Origin of the sequence: Sinorhizobium sp. 6-70 (assembly GCF_030124375.1) — a bacterium.
Lineage (GTDB): Bacteria > Pseudomonadota > Alphaproteobacteria > Rhizobiales > Rhizobiaceae > Sinorhizobium.
Genome location: NZ_JASKLS010000004.1, coordinates 21,807 through 37,512, shown reverse-complemented (window position 1 = coordinate 37,512; position 15,706 = coordinate 21,807). Strand labels below are relative to the sequence as shown.

Below are 15,706 nucleotides of genomic sequence, written 5' to 3'. Positions count from 1 at the left end.
CTATCCCTCGAGTTTGTCGTCCAGATAGAGCTGGAGCGTTGCGCGCGTACCCTTTTCCCAGAGCGTTTTCAGTGCATGTCCGAAGCGCCGCCGGAAGAGGTCGGACCCGGCGACGTCACCGAAAATGTCGGAGAGGGCGAGGAAGGCCATCGGGTCTTCCTTCGCTGCAAGGGCGGCGGCGTGCAGCCGATCGGCGCTGGCATCGTTGAAGACGATATCCCTGCCGCTGTCCGATTTTCCGGCGAAATAGCGGCACCAGAGGGCAGAGACCAGCGACAGCCCGACCACATCTTCGCCGCGGCGCAGGCGATCGGCGGTCGACGGCAGGATGAATTTCGGCTGGCGGTTCGAACCATCCTGAGCCAGCCGCGGAATGGTGTCGCCGATCTTCGGATTGGCGAAGCGCGTCTCGATGAGCCTGTAGTAGTCCTTGAGATCCGTATCCGGGACCGGCGGAATGACCGGGATGATTTCGTCGTGTTCGAGCTTCGCCAGGAAGCCGCGGATCAACGGCTCCTCCATGGCCTCGTGGACGAAATGGATGTCGAGCAATGCCGCCGGATAGGCGATTGCGGCGTGGCCGCCGTTTAGAATGCGGATCTTCATGTGCTCATAGGGAGCGACGTCGGGGACGAACTGGACGCCGACCTTTTCAAGCGCCGGGCGGCCTTGCGGGAAATGATCCTCCAGCACCCATTGCTTGAACTCCTCGCAAAAGACCGGCCAGGCATCGTCGATGCCGTATTCCGAGGCGACGAAACCGATTTCCCGGGCGCCGGTCGCGGGCGTGATGCGGTCGACCATGCCGTTCGGAAAGGCGACGTTTGCATCGATCCAGTCTGCGAAGGCGGGATCCGAGAGGCGCGCGAGGCCGGCTACGGCCGCATGCGTCACCTCGCCATTGCCGGGGATATTGTCGCAGGACATGACAGTGAAGGGCGGTATGCCCCTCGCTCTGCGCTCAGCGAGCCCCGCCAGGATGAGACCGAAGACCGTCTTCGGTCTCGTCGGATTGCGCGCGTCCTCGACGATTGCCGGGTGGGCAGGATTGAAGACGCCGGACGCCGGATCGATGAAATAGCCGCCTTCGGTGATCGTCAACGATACGATGCGAATGGACGGGCTTGCGAGCTGCGCCACGATCGCCGGCGTGTCACCGGGCTTGAGATAGGCGATCATCGCCCCGGTGACATGCGCGCCCGTGCGGTTGTTGTCCTGCTCGACCACTGTCGTCAGGAAATCCTGCGCTTCGAGCTTGGCCCGCATGACCTCGTCCGACGGCAACACCCCTGCCCCCATGATCGCCCAGTCACGGTCGAGCCCTAGATTGAAAAGGTCATCGAGATAGACGGCCTGGTGGGCGCGATGAAAGTTGCCGACGCCGAAATGGACGATGCCGGCGCGAAGGTCGTGCCGACCATATTTCGGAACGCCAGCCTTGGCCTTGGCTGCGTCGAGTGTGGCAAGGGAGAGTTTGGTCGTCATCCTATCGTTCCTTTCGAGGACTCGTGCTGCGACGAAGCCTCAGCTCATCCAGTTGCCGCCATCGACGTTGTAGGTCTGGGCAACGATGTAGTCGCTCTCCGATGAGGCCAGGAAAATCGCCATGCCGGTGAGATCTTCGGCGGTGCCCATCCGTCCGTACGGCACCTCCTCGCCAACCAGGCGCTTCTTTTCGCCGAGCGGACGGTTCTCGTACTTGGCAAAGAGCGCATCGACGCCATCCCAATGTTCGCCGTCGACGACGCCGGGAGCGATCGCGTTCACGTTGATGCGATGTTTGATGAGATTGAGCCCGGCCGACTGCGTAAGGCTGATGACGGCCGCCTTGGTGGCGCAATAGACGGCAACCAGTGCCTCGCCGCGGCGACCCGCCTGGCTCGCCATGTTGATGATCTTGCCGCCGCGCCCCTGCGCGATCATCTGCTTGGCCGCCGCCTGCAGGGTGAAGAGCGTGCCGGCGACATTGATCGAAAAGAGTTTTTCGTAGCTTTCTCGGGTGATCGCGACGATCGGCGCCAGATCGAAGAGAGCGGCATTGTTGACCAGGATATCCAGGCCGCCCGCATGCTCGACAACTGCAGCGACCGCCGCGTCGATCGACTCCTGCCGGGTCACGTCCATTTGGACGGCATAGGCCGCCGGTCCGATTTCCGCAGCCGTCTGCTTCGCCCGGTCGATATTGATGTCCGCGATCGCGACGGTGGCCCCCTCGCGCACATAGGCCTCGGCGAAGGCACGGCCGATACCCCGCGCGGATCCGGTAATCAGCGCGCTTTTACCTTCAAGACGTTTCATCGAATTGCCAACCCTTTTTCGTCAAACTTGTGCAGGCGCTGGACATCCGGCGTCAGGTAGACCTGATCTCCATGGGTTACCCCGAAGTCGCCGCTGACGCGCGCCGTCAGCGTGCCGATGGTATCGGCCTTCACGTGCAGGAAGGTGTCGGAGCCGAGATGCTCGGCCACACCGACGGTGCCCCGCCACGTCCCCTGATCCTTGGAAAGCGTCAGATGCTCGGGGCGGATGCCGATTGTGTGGGCCTGATAGGCGGCTGCCGGCGCCCCGGAAATGAAATTCATCTTCGGCGAGCCGATGAAGCCGGCAACAAAAAGATTGTCCGGCTTGTGGTAGAGTTCGAGCGGCGAGCCCACCTGCTCGATGCGTCCGCGATTGAGCACCACGATCTTGTCGGCCATGGTCATGGCCTCCACCTGGTCGTGCGTCACATAGATCATCGTCGTCTTCAGTTGCTGATGAAGCTGGCTGATCTCGAGCCGCATGTTGACGCGCAGCGCCGCATCGAGGTTCGAAAGCGGCTCGTCGAACAGGAAGGCCTCCGGCTGCCGGACAATCGCCCGGCCGATCGCCACGCGCTGGCGCTGACCACCGGAAAGCTGGCGCGGCTTGCGGTCGAGGTAATCGGTGAGGTTCAGCACCCGGGCGGCGTCCGCCACCTTCTTGTCGATCACCGCCTTGTCTTCCCCCGCCATCTTCAGGGGAAAGGCGATGTTGGAACGCACGCTCATATGCGGATAGAGCGCATAGGACTGGAACACCATCGAGAGGCCGCGTTTTGCCGGCGGCAGCTCTGTTGCGTTCTTGCCGTCGATGACGATCTCGCCGTCGCTGACATCCTCCAGGCCGGCAATCAATCTGAGCAGCGTGGACTTGCCGCAGCCGGACGGTCCGACGAAGACGACGAATTCACCGTGATGGATGTCGAGGTCGATCGAAGGGATGACGGCGTGGGAGCCGAAGACTTTCGATACGTTCTTGAGTGTGATGCTTCCCATGGTCGTATCCTTATTTGACCGCGCCGAAGGTCAGGCCGCGTACAAGCTGCTTCTGCGAGAACCAGCCGAGTATGAGGATGGGGGCGATCGCCATCGTGGAGGCGGCCGAAAGCTTCGCGTAAAACAGACCTTCCGGGCTCGAATAGGAAGCGATGAAGGCGGTCAGCGGTGCTGCCTTCGCCGCGGTCAGATTCAAGGTCCAGAACGCCTCGTTCCAGGCGAGAATGATGTTGAGGAGCAGCGTCGATGCGATGCCGGGGATCGCCATCGGCGTCAGCACGTAGATGATCTCCTTGGAGAGCGAGGCGCCGTCCATGCGCGCCGCTTCCAGGATCTCGCCGGGGATTTCCTTGAAGTAGGTATAGAGCATCCAGATGATGATCGGCAGGTTGATCAGCGTCAGGACGATCACCAGGCCTATGCGGGTGTCGAGGAGCCCCGAGTTGCGGTACATCAGGTACATCGGCACCAGCACGCCGACGGGCGGCATCATCTTCGTGGACAGCATCCACATCAGCACGTCCTTGGTCCGTTTCGTCGGGGCGAAGGCCATGGCCCATGCCGACGGAATGGCGATGATGAGACCGATCAGCGTCGACCCGAAGGAGATAACCACCGAGTTCATGAAGTGCTTGAAGTAATTGGACCGGCTCTGCACTTCGAAGTAGTTCTCGGTCGTCCAATCGAAGAAGAGGAATGCGGGCGGCGAGGCGATCGCTTGCGCCTCCGTCTTGAAGCTCGTCAGGAACGTCCAGAGGATCGGGAAGAAGATCAGGATGCCGATCGTCCAGGCGACGACGGTGACAACCACCTTGCGTTGGGTCGAAACATTGCGTGCCATGGGTCTCAAGCCTCCAGCGTCTTGCCGATCATGCGCATCAGGAAGAATGCGACGATATTGGCGAGGATGACCGCGATGATGCCGCCGGCGGATGCGCCGCCCACGTCGAACTGCAGGAGAGCCTGCGCATAGACGAGGAAGGTGAGGTTCGTGCTCTGCGTACCTGGCCCACCGTTGGTGGTGACGAGGATTTCGGCAAAGACGGAGAGCAGGAAGATCGTCTGGATCAGGATCACCACGGTGATTGCGCGCGAAAGATGCGGCAGCACCAGATAGAAGAAGCGGCTCCAGGCGCCGGCACCATCCATCTGCGCGGCCTCCTTCTGTTCCTCGTCGAGCGACTGCAGCGCCGTCAGCAGGATGAGCGTCGCGAAGGGCAGCCATTGCCAGGCGACAATGAGGATGATCGAGAAGAGTGGCGCATTCGCGAGGAAGTCGAAGGGCTGCAGGCCGACGAGTTTGGCGAGCCAGGCAAAGAGCCCGTTCACCGGGTTCATGAACATGTTCTTCCAGACGAGTGCCGCAACGGTCGGCATGATCAGGAACGGCGCGATCACCAGGATGCGCACGATCCCCTGCCCGAACATCGGCTGGTCGAGAAGAAGCGCGAGGGCGATGCCGCCGATCACGGTGATGAACAGCACGCCGAGGACGATCGCGAGCGTGTTGAAGACCGCCTGGAAGAACGCCGGATCGGTCACAAAGTAAATGTAGTTCGAGAGCCCTGCGAACTCCTCCATTCCGGGCATCAGCAGATTATAGCGCAGAAGCGAGAAATAGATGGTCATGGCCAGCGGAACGATCATCCAGGCCAGAAGCAGGAGCACCGAGGGCGCGATCATCAGCCGCGCAGCGGAGCGGGTATGCAAGGTCGCCATGGCGTCCTCCCGTAATTGTCAACGCTGTTCCATGAAGGCGGGCGCGGTTTACCGCGCATGCCGGACGCGCCGTGACCGATCTAAAAAGTCAGAGCGGGAAGCGGAAAACCCGTTCCGCTTTTCCCCATCCCGCCCTGAGAGTTGCCGGGACACCAGCCGTTTCCAACCAGCGCCCCGGCCCTTGGGAGCCCTATTTGATGTAACCGGCCTTGGTCATTTCGCGGGTCGACAGTTGCTGCGCGCTGGCAAGCGCCTGATCCACGCTCATCTGGCCGGCCAGTGCTGCCGAGAACACCTGGCCTACGGCGGTGCCGAGGCCCTGGAATTCCGGGATCGCGACGAACTGCACGCCGACATAGGGCACCGGTTTGACCGCCGGGTTCTTCGGGTCGGCCGCGTTGATCGAGTCGAGCGTCATTTTCGCGAATGGCGCCGCCTTCTGGTATTCCGGGTTCTCGTAGAGAGAGGTGCGGGTACCGGGCGGAACGTTTGCCCAGCCCTCCTTCTCGGCGACGAGCTTCAGATAATCCTTGCCGGTCGCCCAAGCGATGAACTTCTCTGCCGCTTCCGTCTTCTGCGAGCCCGCGGGGATCGCGAGGTTCCACGCCCAGAGCCAGTTGCCACGTTTGCCAAGGCCGGTATCGGGCGCGAGCGCGAAACCGACCTTGTCGGCAACCGTGGATTCCTTCGGGTTGGTTACGAAGGAAGCGGCAACCGTTGCGTCGATCCACATGGCGCACTTGCCCGTCTGGAAGAGTGACAGGTTTTCGTTGAAACCGTTCGAGGAGGCACCAGGCGGGCCGGCGTCATTCATCAGCTTGACATAGAAGTCGAGCGTATTCTTCCATTCGGGCTGATCGAACTGCGGCTGCCATTTCTCGTCGAACCAGCGTGCGCCGAAAGCGTTCGCCGTCGCCGTCAGGAAGGCCATGTTCTCGCCCCAGCCGGCCTTGCCGCGCAGGCAGATGCCGTACACCTCATTGTTCTTGTCGGTGATCTTGCGGGCGGCGTCCGCGATGAAGTCCCAGGTCGGGGCGTCAGGCATGGTGAGGCCGGCCTTCTCGAAGAGGTCCTTGCGATACATCACCATCGAGCTTTCGCCGTAGAACGGTGCGGCATAGAGCTTGCCGTCGATGGTCAGGCCGCTGCGGATCGCCGGCAGCAGGTCATCGACGTCGTAATCGGCGCCAAGATTGTCGAGCGGCAGGAGCCAGCCCTGCTTGGCCCAGATCGGCACTTCGTAGGTGCCGATCGTCATGATGTCGTACTGGCCGCCTTTCGTCGCGATATCCGTCGTTACGCGCTGGCGCAGCACGTTTTCCTCGAGCGTTACCCACTCGAGCTGAATGTCCGGATTTTTCGAGGTGAAATCATCCGTCAGCTTCTGCATCCGGATCATGTCGCCGTTGTTCACCGTCGCAATGGTCAGGGTTTCTGCTTGGGCCAGACCCGCCAGAGCGACTGCCGAGCACGTGCCCAGCAGGAAAGTTCTCAAATTCATCGACTTCCTCCCAGAAGAAAATGAGCATTTGCCTTGCTCATGGGCAATTACTCACCCGTTGGCGAAAAATGTCAATGTGCATTCGTTGCTGCGACGCACCCGAAACCGTTAATGGGCTGTTTTAGCTATGGATTTTTTGTCAAGCGCGGCGGGCAGAATGCACCCCGCAGCTCGGCCTGCGCGTTGTCGAAGCTCGATGCCGCCTGAGTTTATCTGCCTGAATCACGCGCCGAGCAGAAAGTCGGCAGTGGTCTCGTCGGTGATAAGGCCGTTGATGATGCGGCCCTTGAGTGCTGCCCGGAGCGCCTCGTACTTGCGCCTGCCCTTGGCAATGCCGATGACCGACGCCCGGTCGCGCGGCGGAAGCGGAATGGAGGCGACACGTTCGTTGATGCTGCCGGTCAGCAGTTCGCCCTCGTGATCGAACATCCAGCCGCAAATTTCCCCTGCGGCACCGGCCGCCGTCAGCCGCTCCATTTCCTCGCGCGCCAGGAAGCCGTCCTCGCACAGCGGTGCGTCGGGCCCGAGTTCGCCCACGCCGACGAAGGCGGCATTGGCTTCCGCGCCGAGCTTGAGCGCGAGCTTGACGAGACTCTGGTTGTGAAGGACCTCGCGCTCCTCGGGCGACGAAACGAGCACCGGCAGGGGCATGGGAAAATGGCGCGCCTTGATCGTGTCCGCCATACTGAAAATGACGTTGTAGTAGGCGGCCGAGCCATCGAGCCTGATATTGCCGGTCAGCGAGACGATGCGATGCTGCGGGCACTCCATCGAGGGCAACTGGTCGATCGTCGCCTTCAGCGTGCGCCCTGTCCCGATCGCCAGAACCACCGGCTCCGTCGATTTCAGCCAGCGCTCGATCTCCACCGCGCCGGCTTCGGCGATACCGACGGTCGTCGAACTCGAACCCGGATCGCTCGGCACGACATCGACGTGTTTCAGCGCATATTTTTCCTTGAGCCGGGCGGCCGTCTCGAGGCAGGCAGCGATCGGATGATCGAGCCGAACCTTGATCAGCCTCTCGGCCATGGCCAAGGAAACGAGGCGCTGCGCCGATTGCCGCGAGATACCCATGATCGACGCAATCTCGTCCTGCGTCCGGCCGGCGACATAGTATAGCCAGCCAGCCCGGGCAGCATCGTCCAGCCTGTTGTTGGTCTCCGGCCTGCGCGCCATGCGATTATCTCCTTCCCCCTTGATTTGCTGCCACTATTTGCCCTGCCCTGTCAAACAAACGTGCAGAGCGAATTGGATGCGTGAATAGAAACCCCCGGTTCTCAGGGTGTTCGGCAAGTTTCCGAAGTAAACTTTTACCGTTTGATAAAAAAATAAAGCGTGTTACCGTTCCCTCATCCTGAGAAAACATTGGGAGCCAAAAATGGGAACGACGCAATCTGGGATCCTTGGCGGCCGACTGCCGCTCAAGGAATACGAAGCCAATTTCTCCGACCTTCATCCACCGCTCGACAAACACGAGGCTCTGGTCGCTTCCGACCGCTGTTACTTCTGTCACGATGCGCCGTGCATGACGGCCTGTCCCACCTCGATCGATATCCCGTTGTTCATCCGGCAGATTGCAACGGGCAATCCGATCGGTTCGGCGAAGACGATTTTCGACCAGAACATTCTCGGCGGCATGTGCGCCCGCGTCTGTCCCACCGAAACGCTTTGCGAACAAGCCTGCGTCCGCAACACGGCGGAGGAGCGGCCGGTGGAGATCGGCAGGCTGCAGCGTTACGCGACCGACATCGCGATGAAGGAAAACAAGCAGTTCTACACGCGGGCCGCCTCGTCCGGTCGAAAGATAGCGGTGGTCGGTGCCGGACCCGCGGGGCTCGCCTGCGCCCACCGGCTCGCGGTCAATGGCCACGACGTGGTGGTCTACGATGCGCGTGAGAAATCCGGCGGACTCAATGAATACGGCATCGCCGCCTACAAGTCGGTGGACGACTTCGCCCAGAAGGAGGTCGATTACGTCCTTTCGATCGGCGGTATCGAGGTGCGCCAGGGCCAAGCAATCGGCCGCGACTTCTCGCTTGCCGACCTCACCGATCAATATGACGCCGTCTTCCTCGGCCTCGGCCTTGCCGGCGTCAACGCACTCAGGATCGAAGGCGAGAATGCCGAAGGCGTCCAGGACGCCGTCGACTTCATCGCCGCGCTCCGCCAGTCGAAGACCAAGGCCGACATCCCGGTCGGCCGGCGGGTCGTGGTGCTCGGCGGCGGCATGACCGCAATCGACGCTGCCGTCCAGTCGAAGCTCCTCGGCGCCGAGGAAGTGACGATCTGCTACCGCCGCGGCAAGGAGCACATGAACGCCTCCGAGTTCGAGCAGGATCTGGCAACCTCCAAGGGCGTCACCATTCGCCACTGGCTGCAGCCGAAGCGCATCGCGCTGAAGGACGGCAGGGTCGCCGGCATCGAGCTCGACTACACGACGCTCGATAACGGCAAGCTGACGACCACAGGGGAAACAGGTATCATCGCAGCTGACCAGATCTTCAAGGCGATCGGCCAGACCTTCGAGGCATCAGGCCTCGGCGCGCTTCAGATGGAGAGCGGGCGCATCGCCGTCGATGCCGAGGGCCGCACCTCGCTCCCCAAGGTCTGGGCGGGCGGCGACTGCGTCCACGGCGGAGAGGATCTGACCGTTTCCGCCGTCGCTATGGGGCGGGACGCCGCCGAATCGATCAACCGAGCCTTCGCCGCGGCTCAGCCGCTGGCGAGCGCCGTCGCGTAAGAAGCGGAACAGGATCGAGAGGAAGAGAACAATGGCTGATCTTCGCAACAATTTTGTCGGCATCAAATCCCCGAACCCGTTCTGGCTCGCCTCGGCGCCGCCGACGGACAAGGCCTATAACGTCGAGCGCGCCTTCAAGGCCGGCTGGGGCGGCGTCGTCTGGAAGACGCTCGGCGAGGAAGGACCGCCCGTCGTCAACGTCAACGGCCCGCGCTACGGCGCGATCTGGGGCGCCGACCGGCGTCTGCTCGGCTTGAACAACATCGAGCTCATCACCGACCGCGATCTCTATGTGAACCTTCGCGAGATGAAGCAGGTGAAGATGAACTGGCCCGACCGGGCGCTGATCGCCTCGATCATGGTGCCCTGTGAAGAGAACGCCTGGAAGGCGATCCTGCCGTTGGTCGAGGAGACCGGGGCCGACGGCATAGAACTCAACTTCGGCTGTCCGCACGGCATGTCCGAGCGCGGCATGGGCTCGGCGGTCGGCCAGGTGCCGGAATATATCGAGATGGTCGTGCGCTGGTGCAAACAGTACACGCGCATGCCGGTGATCACCAAGCTGACGCCGAACATCACCGACATCCGCAAGCCCGCCCGCGCCGCCAAGGCCGGCGGCACTGACGCCGTGTCGCTGATCAACACGATCAACTCGATCACTTCGGTCAACCTCGACACGTTCTCGCCGGAGCCCTCGATCGACGGCCGGGGCAGCCACGGCGGCTATTGCGGGCCGGCAGTGAAGCCGATCGCGCTCAACATGGTCGCCGAAATCGCCCGCGATCCGGAGACCCACGGATTGCCGATTTCGGGCATCGGCGGCATCACCACCTGGCGCGACGCGGCCGAATTCCTGGCGCTCGGCGCCGGCAACGTCCAGGTCTGCACGGCGGCGATGACCTACGGCTTCAAGATCGTCCAGGAAATGATCTCCGGTCTTTCCGACTGGATGGACGCCAAGGGCCACCGCACGCTCGACGACATCTGCGGCCGGGCCGTGCCGAACGTCACCGACTGGCAGTATCTCAACCTCAACTACGTCGCCAAGGCGAAGATCGACCAGGACGCCTGCATCAAATGCGGCCGCTGTCACATCGCCTGCGAGGACACCTCGCACCAGGCGATCACCCAGTTCGTCAACGGCGTGCGCCATTTCGAGGTAATCGAGGAGGAGTGCGTCGGCTGCAATCTTTGCGTCAACGTCTGCCCCGTCTCGAACTGCATCACGATGGAACCGCTCGCCGCCGGCACTGTCGACAAGCGAACCGGCAAGCCCGTCGATCCTAACTACGCCAACTGGACGACCCATCCCAACAACCCGATGGCACGGCAAGCCGCCGAGTAAGGGAGGTCGTTAATAGGGAAAGGCCGCCGGAAGGGAACTCCGGTGGCCTTTCGTGCTTTGATGGTCGCTAGATCATTTCACTGTTTCATTGAAACAGTGAAATGATCTAACTCTTTGAAACTACGCAATTCCGGACGGAAAGCCGTTACACACTTTTCCTGGAATTGCTCTAGAATTCGATCACCAGCTTTCCGAACGGCCCGCGATCGAGATGCGCCACCGCCTCGCGGAATTCGGCGAACTTGTATCGCTTGTCGATAACCGGCTTCAATCCGATACGGTCGATCGCGCCGACGAAATCCTCGAGCGCCCGGCGATGTCCGACGCTGATGCCCTGCAGCACCGGGGATTTCAGAAGCAGCGGCGCCGCCGGCCCCGAAATTTCAAAGCCTTCCAACACCCCGATCACGGAAATGCGCCCGTCGGCCGCAACGGCTCTTAACGACTGACCAAGGCCGGCGCCACCGGCGATTTCCAGAATGTGGTCGGCGCCATGGTCTGCGGTCAGCTCATAGACCCGCTCGACCCAGTCCTCCGACTTGCGATTGATGCCGTGGTCGGCGCCAAGTGTCAGCGCGCGCGAGAGTTTCTCCTTGCTCCCCGACGTGACGATGACCTCAGCACCGTTCGCATTGGCGATCTGCAGGCCGAAGAGCGCTACACCGCCTGTCCCCTGGACGACGACGCGATCACCGGGTCTGAGGCGGCCCTTCTCTACGAGCGCGAACCAGGCGGTGAGGCCGGCGCATGGCAGCGTGCTCGCCTCGGCTGCGTCGAGGCTCTTCGGCGCGGCGACGAACCAGTCTTCAGGGAACGCGACATATTCCGACATGACGCCCGGATGCACGCCGCCGAGTGTCGCGTAGGAAGGCGCCCTGCCGCTTCCCGGCCGTAGACCGTCGAGCCAGCCGGGGTGGAAGGTCGAGATGACGCGGTCGCCGGGCGTGAAGCGCGTCACGCCCTTGCCGACGTTTTCGACGACGCCGCTCATGTCCGAAGCCGGCACGAAGGGGAAGTTGAGATCCAGCCCCATGCCGGTTTCAAGCACCAGCTTGTCGCGATAATTGAGCGACACGGCCGTTACCCGGACGAGCACGTCATGGTCACCGATATCCGGCACGGGACGCTCGGCAATCTTGAGATTTTGCGGGCCAATCGCGTCGATGCTCCATTCCCTCATCCATTTCGTCATGATCATTCCTTTCGCGTGGATGGTGATGGGACGAGCATAGTGTTGAAATCAGATCGCCAGTTGCGATAAGATTTCCCATCATTGGTTCTCAAATGGATACAATCGGATGGAGAGGCTGAACGGTATTTCCGTCTTCGTGGAGGTCGCCGATGCCGGCGGTTTCTCCGCCGCCGCTGAGCGGCTGAACCTTTCCCGTTCGGCCGTGGGCAAGACGATCGCGCGCCTCGAGCAGCGGCTCGGCGTGCGGCTCTTTCATCGCACCACGCGGACACAAAGCCTGACCGACGAGGGCCAGCTCTTCTACCGAAGCTGCCTGAAGGCGCTTGACGAGGTCCGGAGCGCCGAGGCCGTGCTTGAATCCGGCAGGCAGGAAATTCGCGGTCGCTTGCGTATTTCGATGCCTGTTCTTTTCGGCCGCCAATGCGTGGCACCGCTGCTGCATGAGCTGGTTCGCGCGCATCCGCATCTGGAGCTCGATCTTTCCTTCAACGACCGCCTCGTCGATCTTTTCGATGAGGGCTTCGATCTCGCTATCCGCAACGGTTCCGCGGGCACTGACCCGAGCCTCATGGCACGGGCGATCGCAGATCAGCGCATGACTGTCTGCGCCGCGCCCGCCTATCTCGAAGCACACGGCACACCGACAAGCCTTGATGACGTCACCAGGCACGATGCCGTTCTCTACGCGCGGAGCGGATACCAGCGCCCGTGGTCCTTTCCCATCAACGGGAACATGACCGAAGACGTGACGCCGAGGGCCCGTTTGCGGCTGGATGATCTTGCCGCCATCGCCGATGCCGCGGCCAGTGGTCTTGGTCTTGCCTGGCTGCCGTGCTGGCTGGTGCGCGAGCGCGTGCAGCGCGGCGAACTCGTGCGGGTGCTTACGGACCGGCCCGCTCAGATCTTCAAGGCTTACGCGGTCTGGCCGCAAACACAGCTTATGCTGCCAAAGCTCCGGGTGGTGATCGACCAACTCGCCGAGCGGCTGCCCCGCATCATGCAATAGCATAAGAACCCACGCGACCCGAACGAAGCCATAGGGGCGGCGCCATGAAGCCGATCGAGTGACGCTACAATGCGGTCACGAAAACGAAACTGTTTGTGTCAAAAACGTAAGTTGTCGGTATCCGCGATCTGGTTGATAAGGAACGGAATCAGCAATGGCTGGCCAGGGCCAGCAAATACCGGGCAGAGTGGTTGACGATCTTTTCCATCAGCGCACGCAAGAAGATACACCTGATCTCAGGGGCCGTGCTCGGCACATTCATTCTCTGCCATTTCTTCAACCATTCGCTCGGCCTGATCTCCATCGACGCCATGGAATCCGGGAGGCGGACGTTCAATCTGCTGTGGCACAGCATACCCGGGACGACACTGCTCTACGGCGCACTGCTCCTGCATTTCACGATGGCCCTCGACAGCCTCTACCGGCGGCAGACGCTCAGAATGCCCGCCCGCGAGGCGTTGAAGATCGTCTTCGGCCTCAGTCTGCCCTTCGTGCTGATGGCGCATGTGGTTGCAACCCGGGTGGAACCGATCTTCTCCGGGATCGAAGCCACTTATCCTGACATCCTCCGATCGCTTTGGTCGAGTTCCATCGGCACCACCCGGCAAACGGCGGCGCTTCTCCTCGCCTGGAGCCATGGATGTCTCGGCGCCTGGTTCTGGATGCGCGGTCGAGCCTGGTTTCCGCGTTACGAGATCCTGCTTTACACGATCGCGCTGCTTGTTCCGATCTTCGCCCTGCTCGGCTTCGTCAACGGTGCGCGATCGCTTGAGCGCGTCTATGCGGAACATGGCGGCTATGGCGACACGGCTTACACCAGTCAGAAGCCGCGGGTCGATCCGGCGCTCATGGAAGACATCCGCCTGGCGCTCTACGCCGGTTTCGGTGGCCTGATCGCCGGCACTTTCGCCCTTCGCGCGCTGCCGACGCGGGGCCGAATTCGCGTCCGTTACCCCGACGGCCGTGTCGCGGCGGTCAGCCTTGGTTTCAGCGTGCTGGAGGCAAGCCGCGCCGCGGGCATTCCCCACGTCTCGATGTGCGGCGGTCGTGGCCGCTGCTCGACGTGCCGGGTGCGAGTGATCCAGGGCCTGGAGGGCCAACCGGCGGCGGAGACCGCGGAGCGAGCGACGTTGACCCGAATTGGTGCGCCGGACAATGTGCGGCTCGCCTGCCAGTTCCGGCCGGTTCACAGCGTGACCGTCGTCCCCATTCTCGATACCGACAGCCTCGGAATAAAAAAGCAATTCGCCCAGCAAGACGGCGAGGGCCGCGAGCGTCGGATCGCCGTGCTCTTCTGCGATCTGCGTGATTTCACGCGCATCGCCGAGCACAAGCTGCCTTTCGATACGGTGTTCCTGCTCAACCGCTACTTCGAGATGGTCGGCGAAGCCGTCGAAAGCTCGGGCGGTGTGATCGACAAGTTCATCGGAGACGGTGCGCTCGCGATCTTCGGGCTGAAGGCGCCATTCCAGGAAGCATGCCTTCAGTCACTCGCGGCCGCCGTCCGATTGTCCAAAGGTATCCAGGCGCTCAATCAGACATTTCATGGAGAGCTCGAACAGCCGCTGCGACTGGCAATCGGCCTGCACGCAGGCCCGGCAATCGTCGGCGAGATGGGCTATGGCCGGGCGACTTCGCTGACCGCGGTCGGCGACACGATCAACACCGCAAGCCGGCTCGAGGGGCTCGCGAAGGAGCATGATGCCGAACTTGCAGTTTCGGTCGAACTCGTCCGCCGCGCCGGTCTCGATCTCGAAGGCAACATGCGGCTCGACATCGGCCTGCGCGGCCGGCAAGCGAAGCTTGAGACCTGGATTCTCGGCAGCGCCACGCAGCTTTCCGAGGTGCTGCCGGCGCCGAGTTAATCGCCCCTCATCCGCTTGCCGGCACCTTCTCCCCATCCTATGGGGAGAAGGGACACCGCGGTGCCTCTTGTGCCCTCTCTCCCGGGTCCGTTTGGAGAGGGGATTGGGCGCCGCGGCATAGCCCTTCGCCCCGCTTGCGGGGAGAAGGTGCCGGCAGGCGGATGAGGGGCGATCGAGGGGACTTATATCTCTTCAGTGTAATCCGACGACGGTTGCTCGCGGACCTGCAGACCGTCGACGAACAGCCGCTCAAGGAAGCGTGCGGCATCCTCGAAGCGCCCGTCGCCCGCGTTTTCCTGGCCGAGCACGGCACGGACCTGCACATCGAAATCGGCATAGTGCTGCGTCGTCGACCAGATTGCGAAGATCAGGTGGTAGGGATCGCACTTGGCAATCTTGCCGGCCTTTGCCCACGCGCGGATGACCTCGGCCTTCTCGTCGACGAGTTCTTTCAGCGGGCCCTTCAGCTCATCCTCGATATGGGGCGCGCCCTGCAGCACCTCGTTGGCGAACAGCCGGCTTTCGCGCGGGAAATCGCGCGCCATCTCCAGCTTCCTCCGGATGTAGCTGCGGATCTCGGCGACCGGGTTTCCCTCGGCGTTGAACTCGCGGAGCGGATCGAGCCAGGTGTCGAGCACGCGGTCGATCAGCGCCCGGTGCATCGCCTCCTTGGTGCGGAAATAATAGAGCAGATTCGGCTTTGACATGCCCGCCACTTCGGCGATCTGATCGATGGTCGAGCCGCGAAAGCCGTTCGCCGAAAAGACCTCCAGCGCCGCCTCGAGAATCTGCTCCTCCTTCTCCTCCTGGATGCGTGTACGCCTCTGGGTTTTGGCCGCTCTCGGAAGTACCATCTTGCCCCCTGCCCGCTCCCTGCGCACAATGACACGCGAGCGCCGTGTATTCTGTCAGACGCACAAAATCGCCGCAGCACCTCGAATTGCCCAAAATTCGGACGCGCCATTTTTTTGGGCAACAACTCCGATTTTTTGTTTTTCCGGCTTGAGTGCCGCCACGGAAGTTGTAATGTTTACCAACCGGT

General features: G+C 62.1%; 13 protein-coding genes. 4 read left to right on the top strand and 9 right to left on the bottom strand.

The features are described 5' to 3' along the window. The 7 genes from QN222_RS09915 to QN222_RS09885 all read right to left on the bottom strand — a co-directional run bounded on the left by QN222_RS09915 (nucleotide 1) and on the right by QN222_RS09885 (nucleotide 7,692). A complete protein-coding gene (locus QN222_RS09915) occupies nucleotides 1-1,485 on the bottom strand; it encodes a mannitol dehydrogenase family protein (RefSeq protein ID WP_283963152.1) in 1,485 nt (494 codons plus the stop codon). Between the two features lie 39 nt (nucleotides 1,486-1,524). Further along, nucleotides 1,525-2,298 carry an L-iditol 2-dehydrogenase gene (locus QN222_RS09910; protein ID WP_283963153.1) on the bottom strand — a complete coding sequence of 258 codons (774 nt, stop codon included), beginning with the start codon at nucleotides 2,296-2,298 and terminating at the stop codon, nucleotides 1,525-1,527. Beyond that, on the bottom strand, nucleotides 2,295-3,296 hold the full coding sequence (locus QN222_RS09905; RefSeq protein WP_283963154.1) for an ABC transporter ATP-binding protein: 1,002 nt from the start codon (nucleotides 3,294-3,296) through the stop codon (nucleotides 2,295-2,297). Before QN222_RS09905 ends, QN222_RS09910 begins: the two co-directional genes overlap by 4 nt. Nucleotides 3,297-3,306: 10 nt before the next feature. After that, on the bottom strand, nucleotides 3,307-4,137 hold the full coding sequence (locus tag QN222_RS09900) for a carbohydrate ABC transporter permease (protein WP_180938725.1): 831 nt from the start codon (nucleotides 4,135-4,137) through the stop codon (nucleotides 3,307-3,309). A gap of 5 nt (nucleotides 4,138-4,142) precedes the next feature. Then, complete coding sequence (locus tag QN222_RS09895) at nucleotides 4,143-5,015, bottom strand: sugar ABC transporter permease (RefSeq protein WP_283963155.1); 873 nt, start codon at nucleotides 5,013-5,015, stop codon at nucleotides 4,143-4,145. Between the two features lie 190 nt (nucleotides 5,016-5,205). Continuing rightward, a complete protein-coding gene (locus tag QN222_RS09890) occupies nucleotides 5,206-6,516 on the bottom strand; it encodes a sugar ABC transporter substrate-binding protein (RefSeq protein ID WP_283963156.1) in 1,311 nt (436 codons plus the stop codon). 222 nt (nucleotides 6,517-6,738) lie between these two features. Next, entirely contained in the window at nucleotides 6,739-7,692 is a 954-nt protein-coding gene (locus QN222_RS09885; protein ID WP_283963157.1) for a sugar-binding transcriptional regulator, read from the bottom strand. Between the two features lie 202 nt (nucleotides 7,693-7,894). Between QN222_RS09885 and QN222_RS09880 the strand changes: the two genes are divergently transcribed. Then, on the top strand, nucleotides 7,895-9,256 hold the full coding sequence (locus tag QN222_RS09880; protein WP_284005401.1) for an NAD(P)-dependent oxidoreductase: 1,362 nt from the start codon (nucleotides 7,895-7,897) through the stop codon (nucleotides 9,254-9,256). Nucleotides 9,257-9,287: 31 nt separating this feature from the next. Next, on the top strand, nucleotides 9,288-10,601 hold the full coding sequence (gene preA, locus QN222_RS09875) for an NAD-dependent dihydropyrimidine dehydrogenase subunit PreA (protein WP_283963160.1): 1,314 nt from the start codon (nucleotides 9,288-9,290) through the stop codon (nucleotides 10,599-10,601). Between the two features lie 169 nt (nucleotides 10,602-10,770). Here preA and QN222_RS09870 read toward each other — a convergent pair whose 3' ends face one another. Next, nucleotides 10,771-11,793, bottom strand: a complete 1,023-nt coding sequence (locus QN222_RS09870; protein WP_283963161.1) for an NAD(P)-dependent alcohol dehydrogenase — start codon at nucleotides 11,791-11,793, stop codon at nucleotides 10,771-10,773. A gap of 106 nt (nucleotides 11,794-11,899) precedes the next feature. Here QN222_RS09870 and QN222_RS09865 point away from each other — a divergent pair, with 106 nt between their 5' ends. Together QN222_RS09865 and QN222_RS09860 are read left to right on the top strand one after the other, a co-directional pair. Further along, the gene (locus QN222_RS09865) at nucleotides 11,900-12,799 is read left to right on the top strand and encodes a LysR family transcriptional regulator (RefSeq protein WP_283963162.1); all 900 of its coding nucleotides are present in this window, start codon (nucleotides 11,900-11,902) and stop codon (nucleotides 12,797-12,799) included. A gap of 191 nt (nucleotides 12,800-12,990) precedes the next feature. After that, nucleotides 12,991-14,664, top strand: coding sequence for an adenylate/guanylate cyclase domain-containing protein (locus QN222_RS09860; protein ID WP_283963163.1), 1,674 nt, complete (start codon nucleotides 12,991-12,993; stop codon nucleotides 14,662-14,664). 182 nt (nucleotides 14,665-14,846) lie between these two features. On the opposite strand, the gene QN222_RS09855 is transcribed toward QN222_RS09860, so the two are convergent. Beyond that, nucleotides 14,847-15,518, bottom strand: a complete 672-nt coding sequence (locus QN222_RS09855; RefSeq protein WP_283963164.1) for a TetR family transcriptional regulator C-terminal domain-containing protein — start codon at nucleotides 15,516-15,518, stop codon at nucleotides 14,847-14,849. Nucleotides 15,519-15,706: the final 188 nt, after the last annotated feature.

Coding starts and splice junctions, on each gene's coding strand:
- preA (WP_283963160.1), top strand. CDS start 9,288: ATGGCTGATCTTCGCAACAATTTTGTCGGCATCAAATCCCCGAACCCG.
- QN222_RS09915 (WP_283963152.1), bottom strand. CDS start 1,485: ATGACGACCAAACTCTCCCTTGCCACACTCGACGCAGCCAAGGCCAAG.
- QN222_RS09900 (WP_180938725.1), bottom strand. CDS start 4,137: ATGGCACGCAATGTTTCGACCCAACGCAAGGTGGTTGTCACCGTCGTC.
- QN222_RS09865 (WP_283963162.1), top strand. CDS start 11,900: ATGGAGAGGCTGAACGGTATTTCCGTCTTCGTGGAGGTCGCCGATGCC.
- QN222_RS09880 (WP_284005401.1), top strand. CDS start 7,895: ATGGGAACGACGCAATCTGGGATCCTTGGCGGCCGACTGCCGCTCAAG.
- QN222_RS09855 (WP_283963164.1), bottom strand. CDS start 15,518: ATGGTACTTCCGAGAGCGGCCAAAACCCAGAGGCGTACACGCATCCAG.
- QN222_RS09905 (WP_283963154.1), bottom strand. CDS start 3,296: ATGGGAAGCATCACACTCAAGAACGTATCGAAAGTCTTCGGCTCCCAC.
- QN222_RS09890 (WP_283963156.1), bottom strand. CDS start 6,516: ATGAATTTGAGAACTTTCCTGCTGGGCACGTGCTCGGCAGTCGCTCTG.
- QN222_RS09885 (WP_283963157.1), bottom strand. CDS start 7,692: ATGGCGCGCAGGCCGGAGACCAACAACAGGCTGGACGATGCTGCCCGG.
- QN222_RS09910 (WP_283963153.1), bottom strand. CDS start 2,298: ATGAAACGTCTTGAAGGTAAAAGCGCGCTGATTACCGGATCCGCGCGG.
- QN222_RS09870 (WP_283963161.1), bottom strand. CDS start 11,793: ATGACGAAATGGATGAGGGAATGGAGCATCGACGCGATTGGCCCGCAA.
- QN222_RS09895 (WP_283963155.1), bottom strand. CDS start 5,015: ATGGCGACCTTGCATACCCGCTCCGCTGCGCGGCTGATGATCGCGCCC.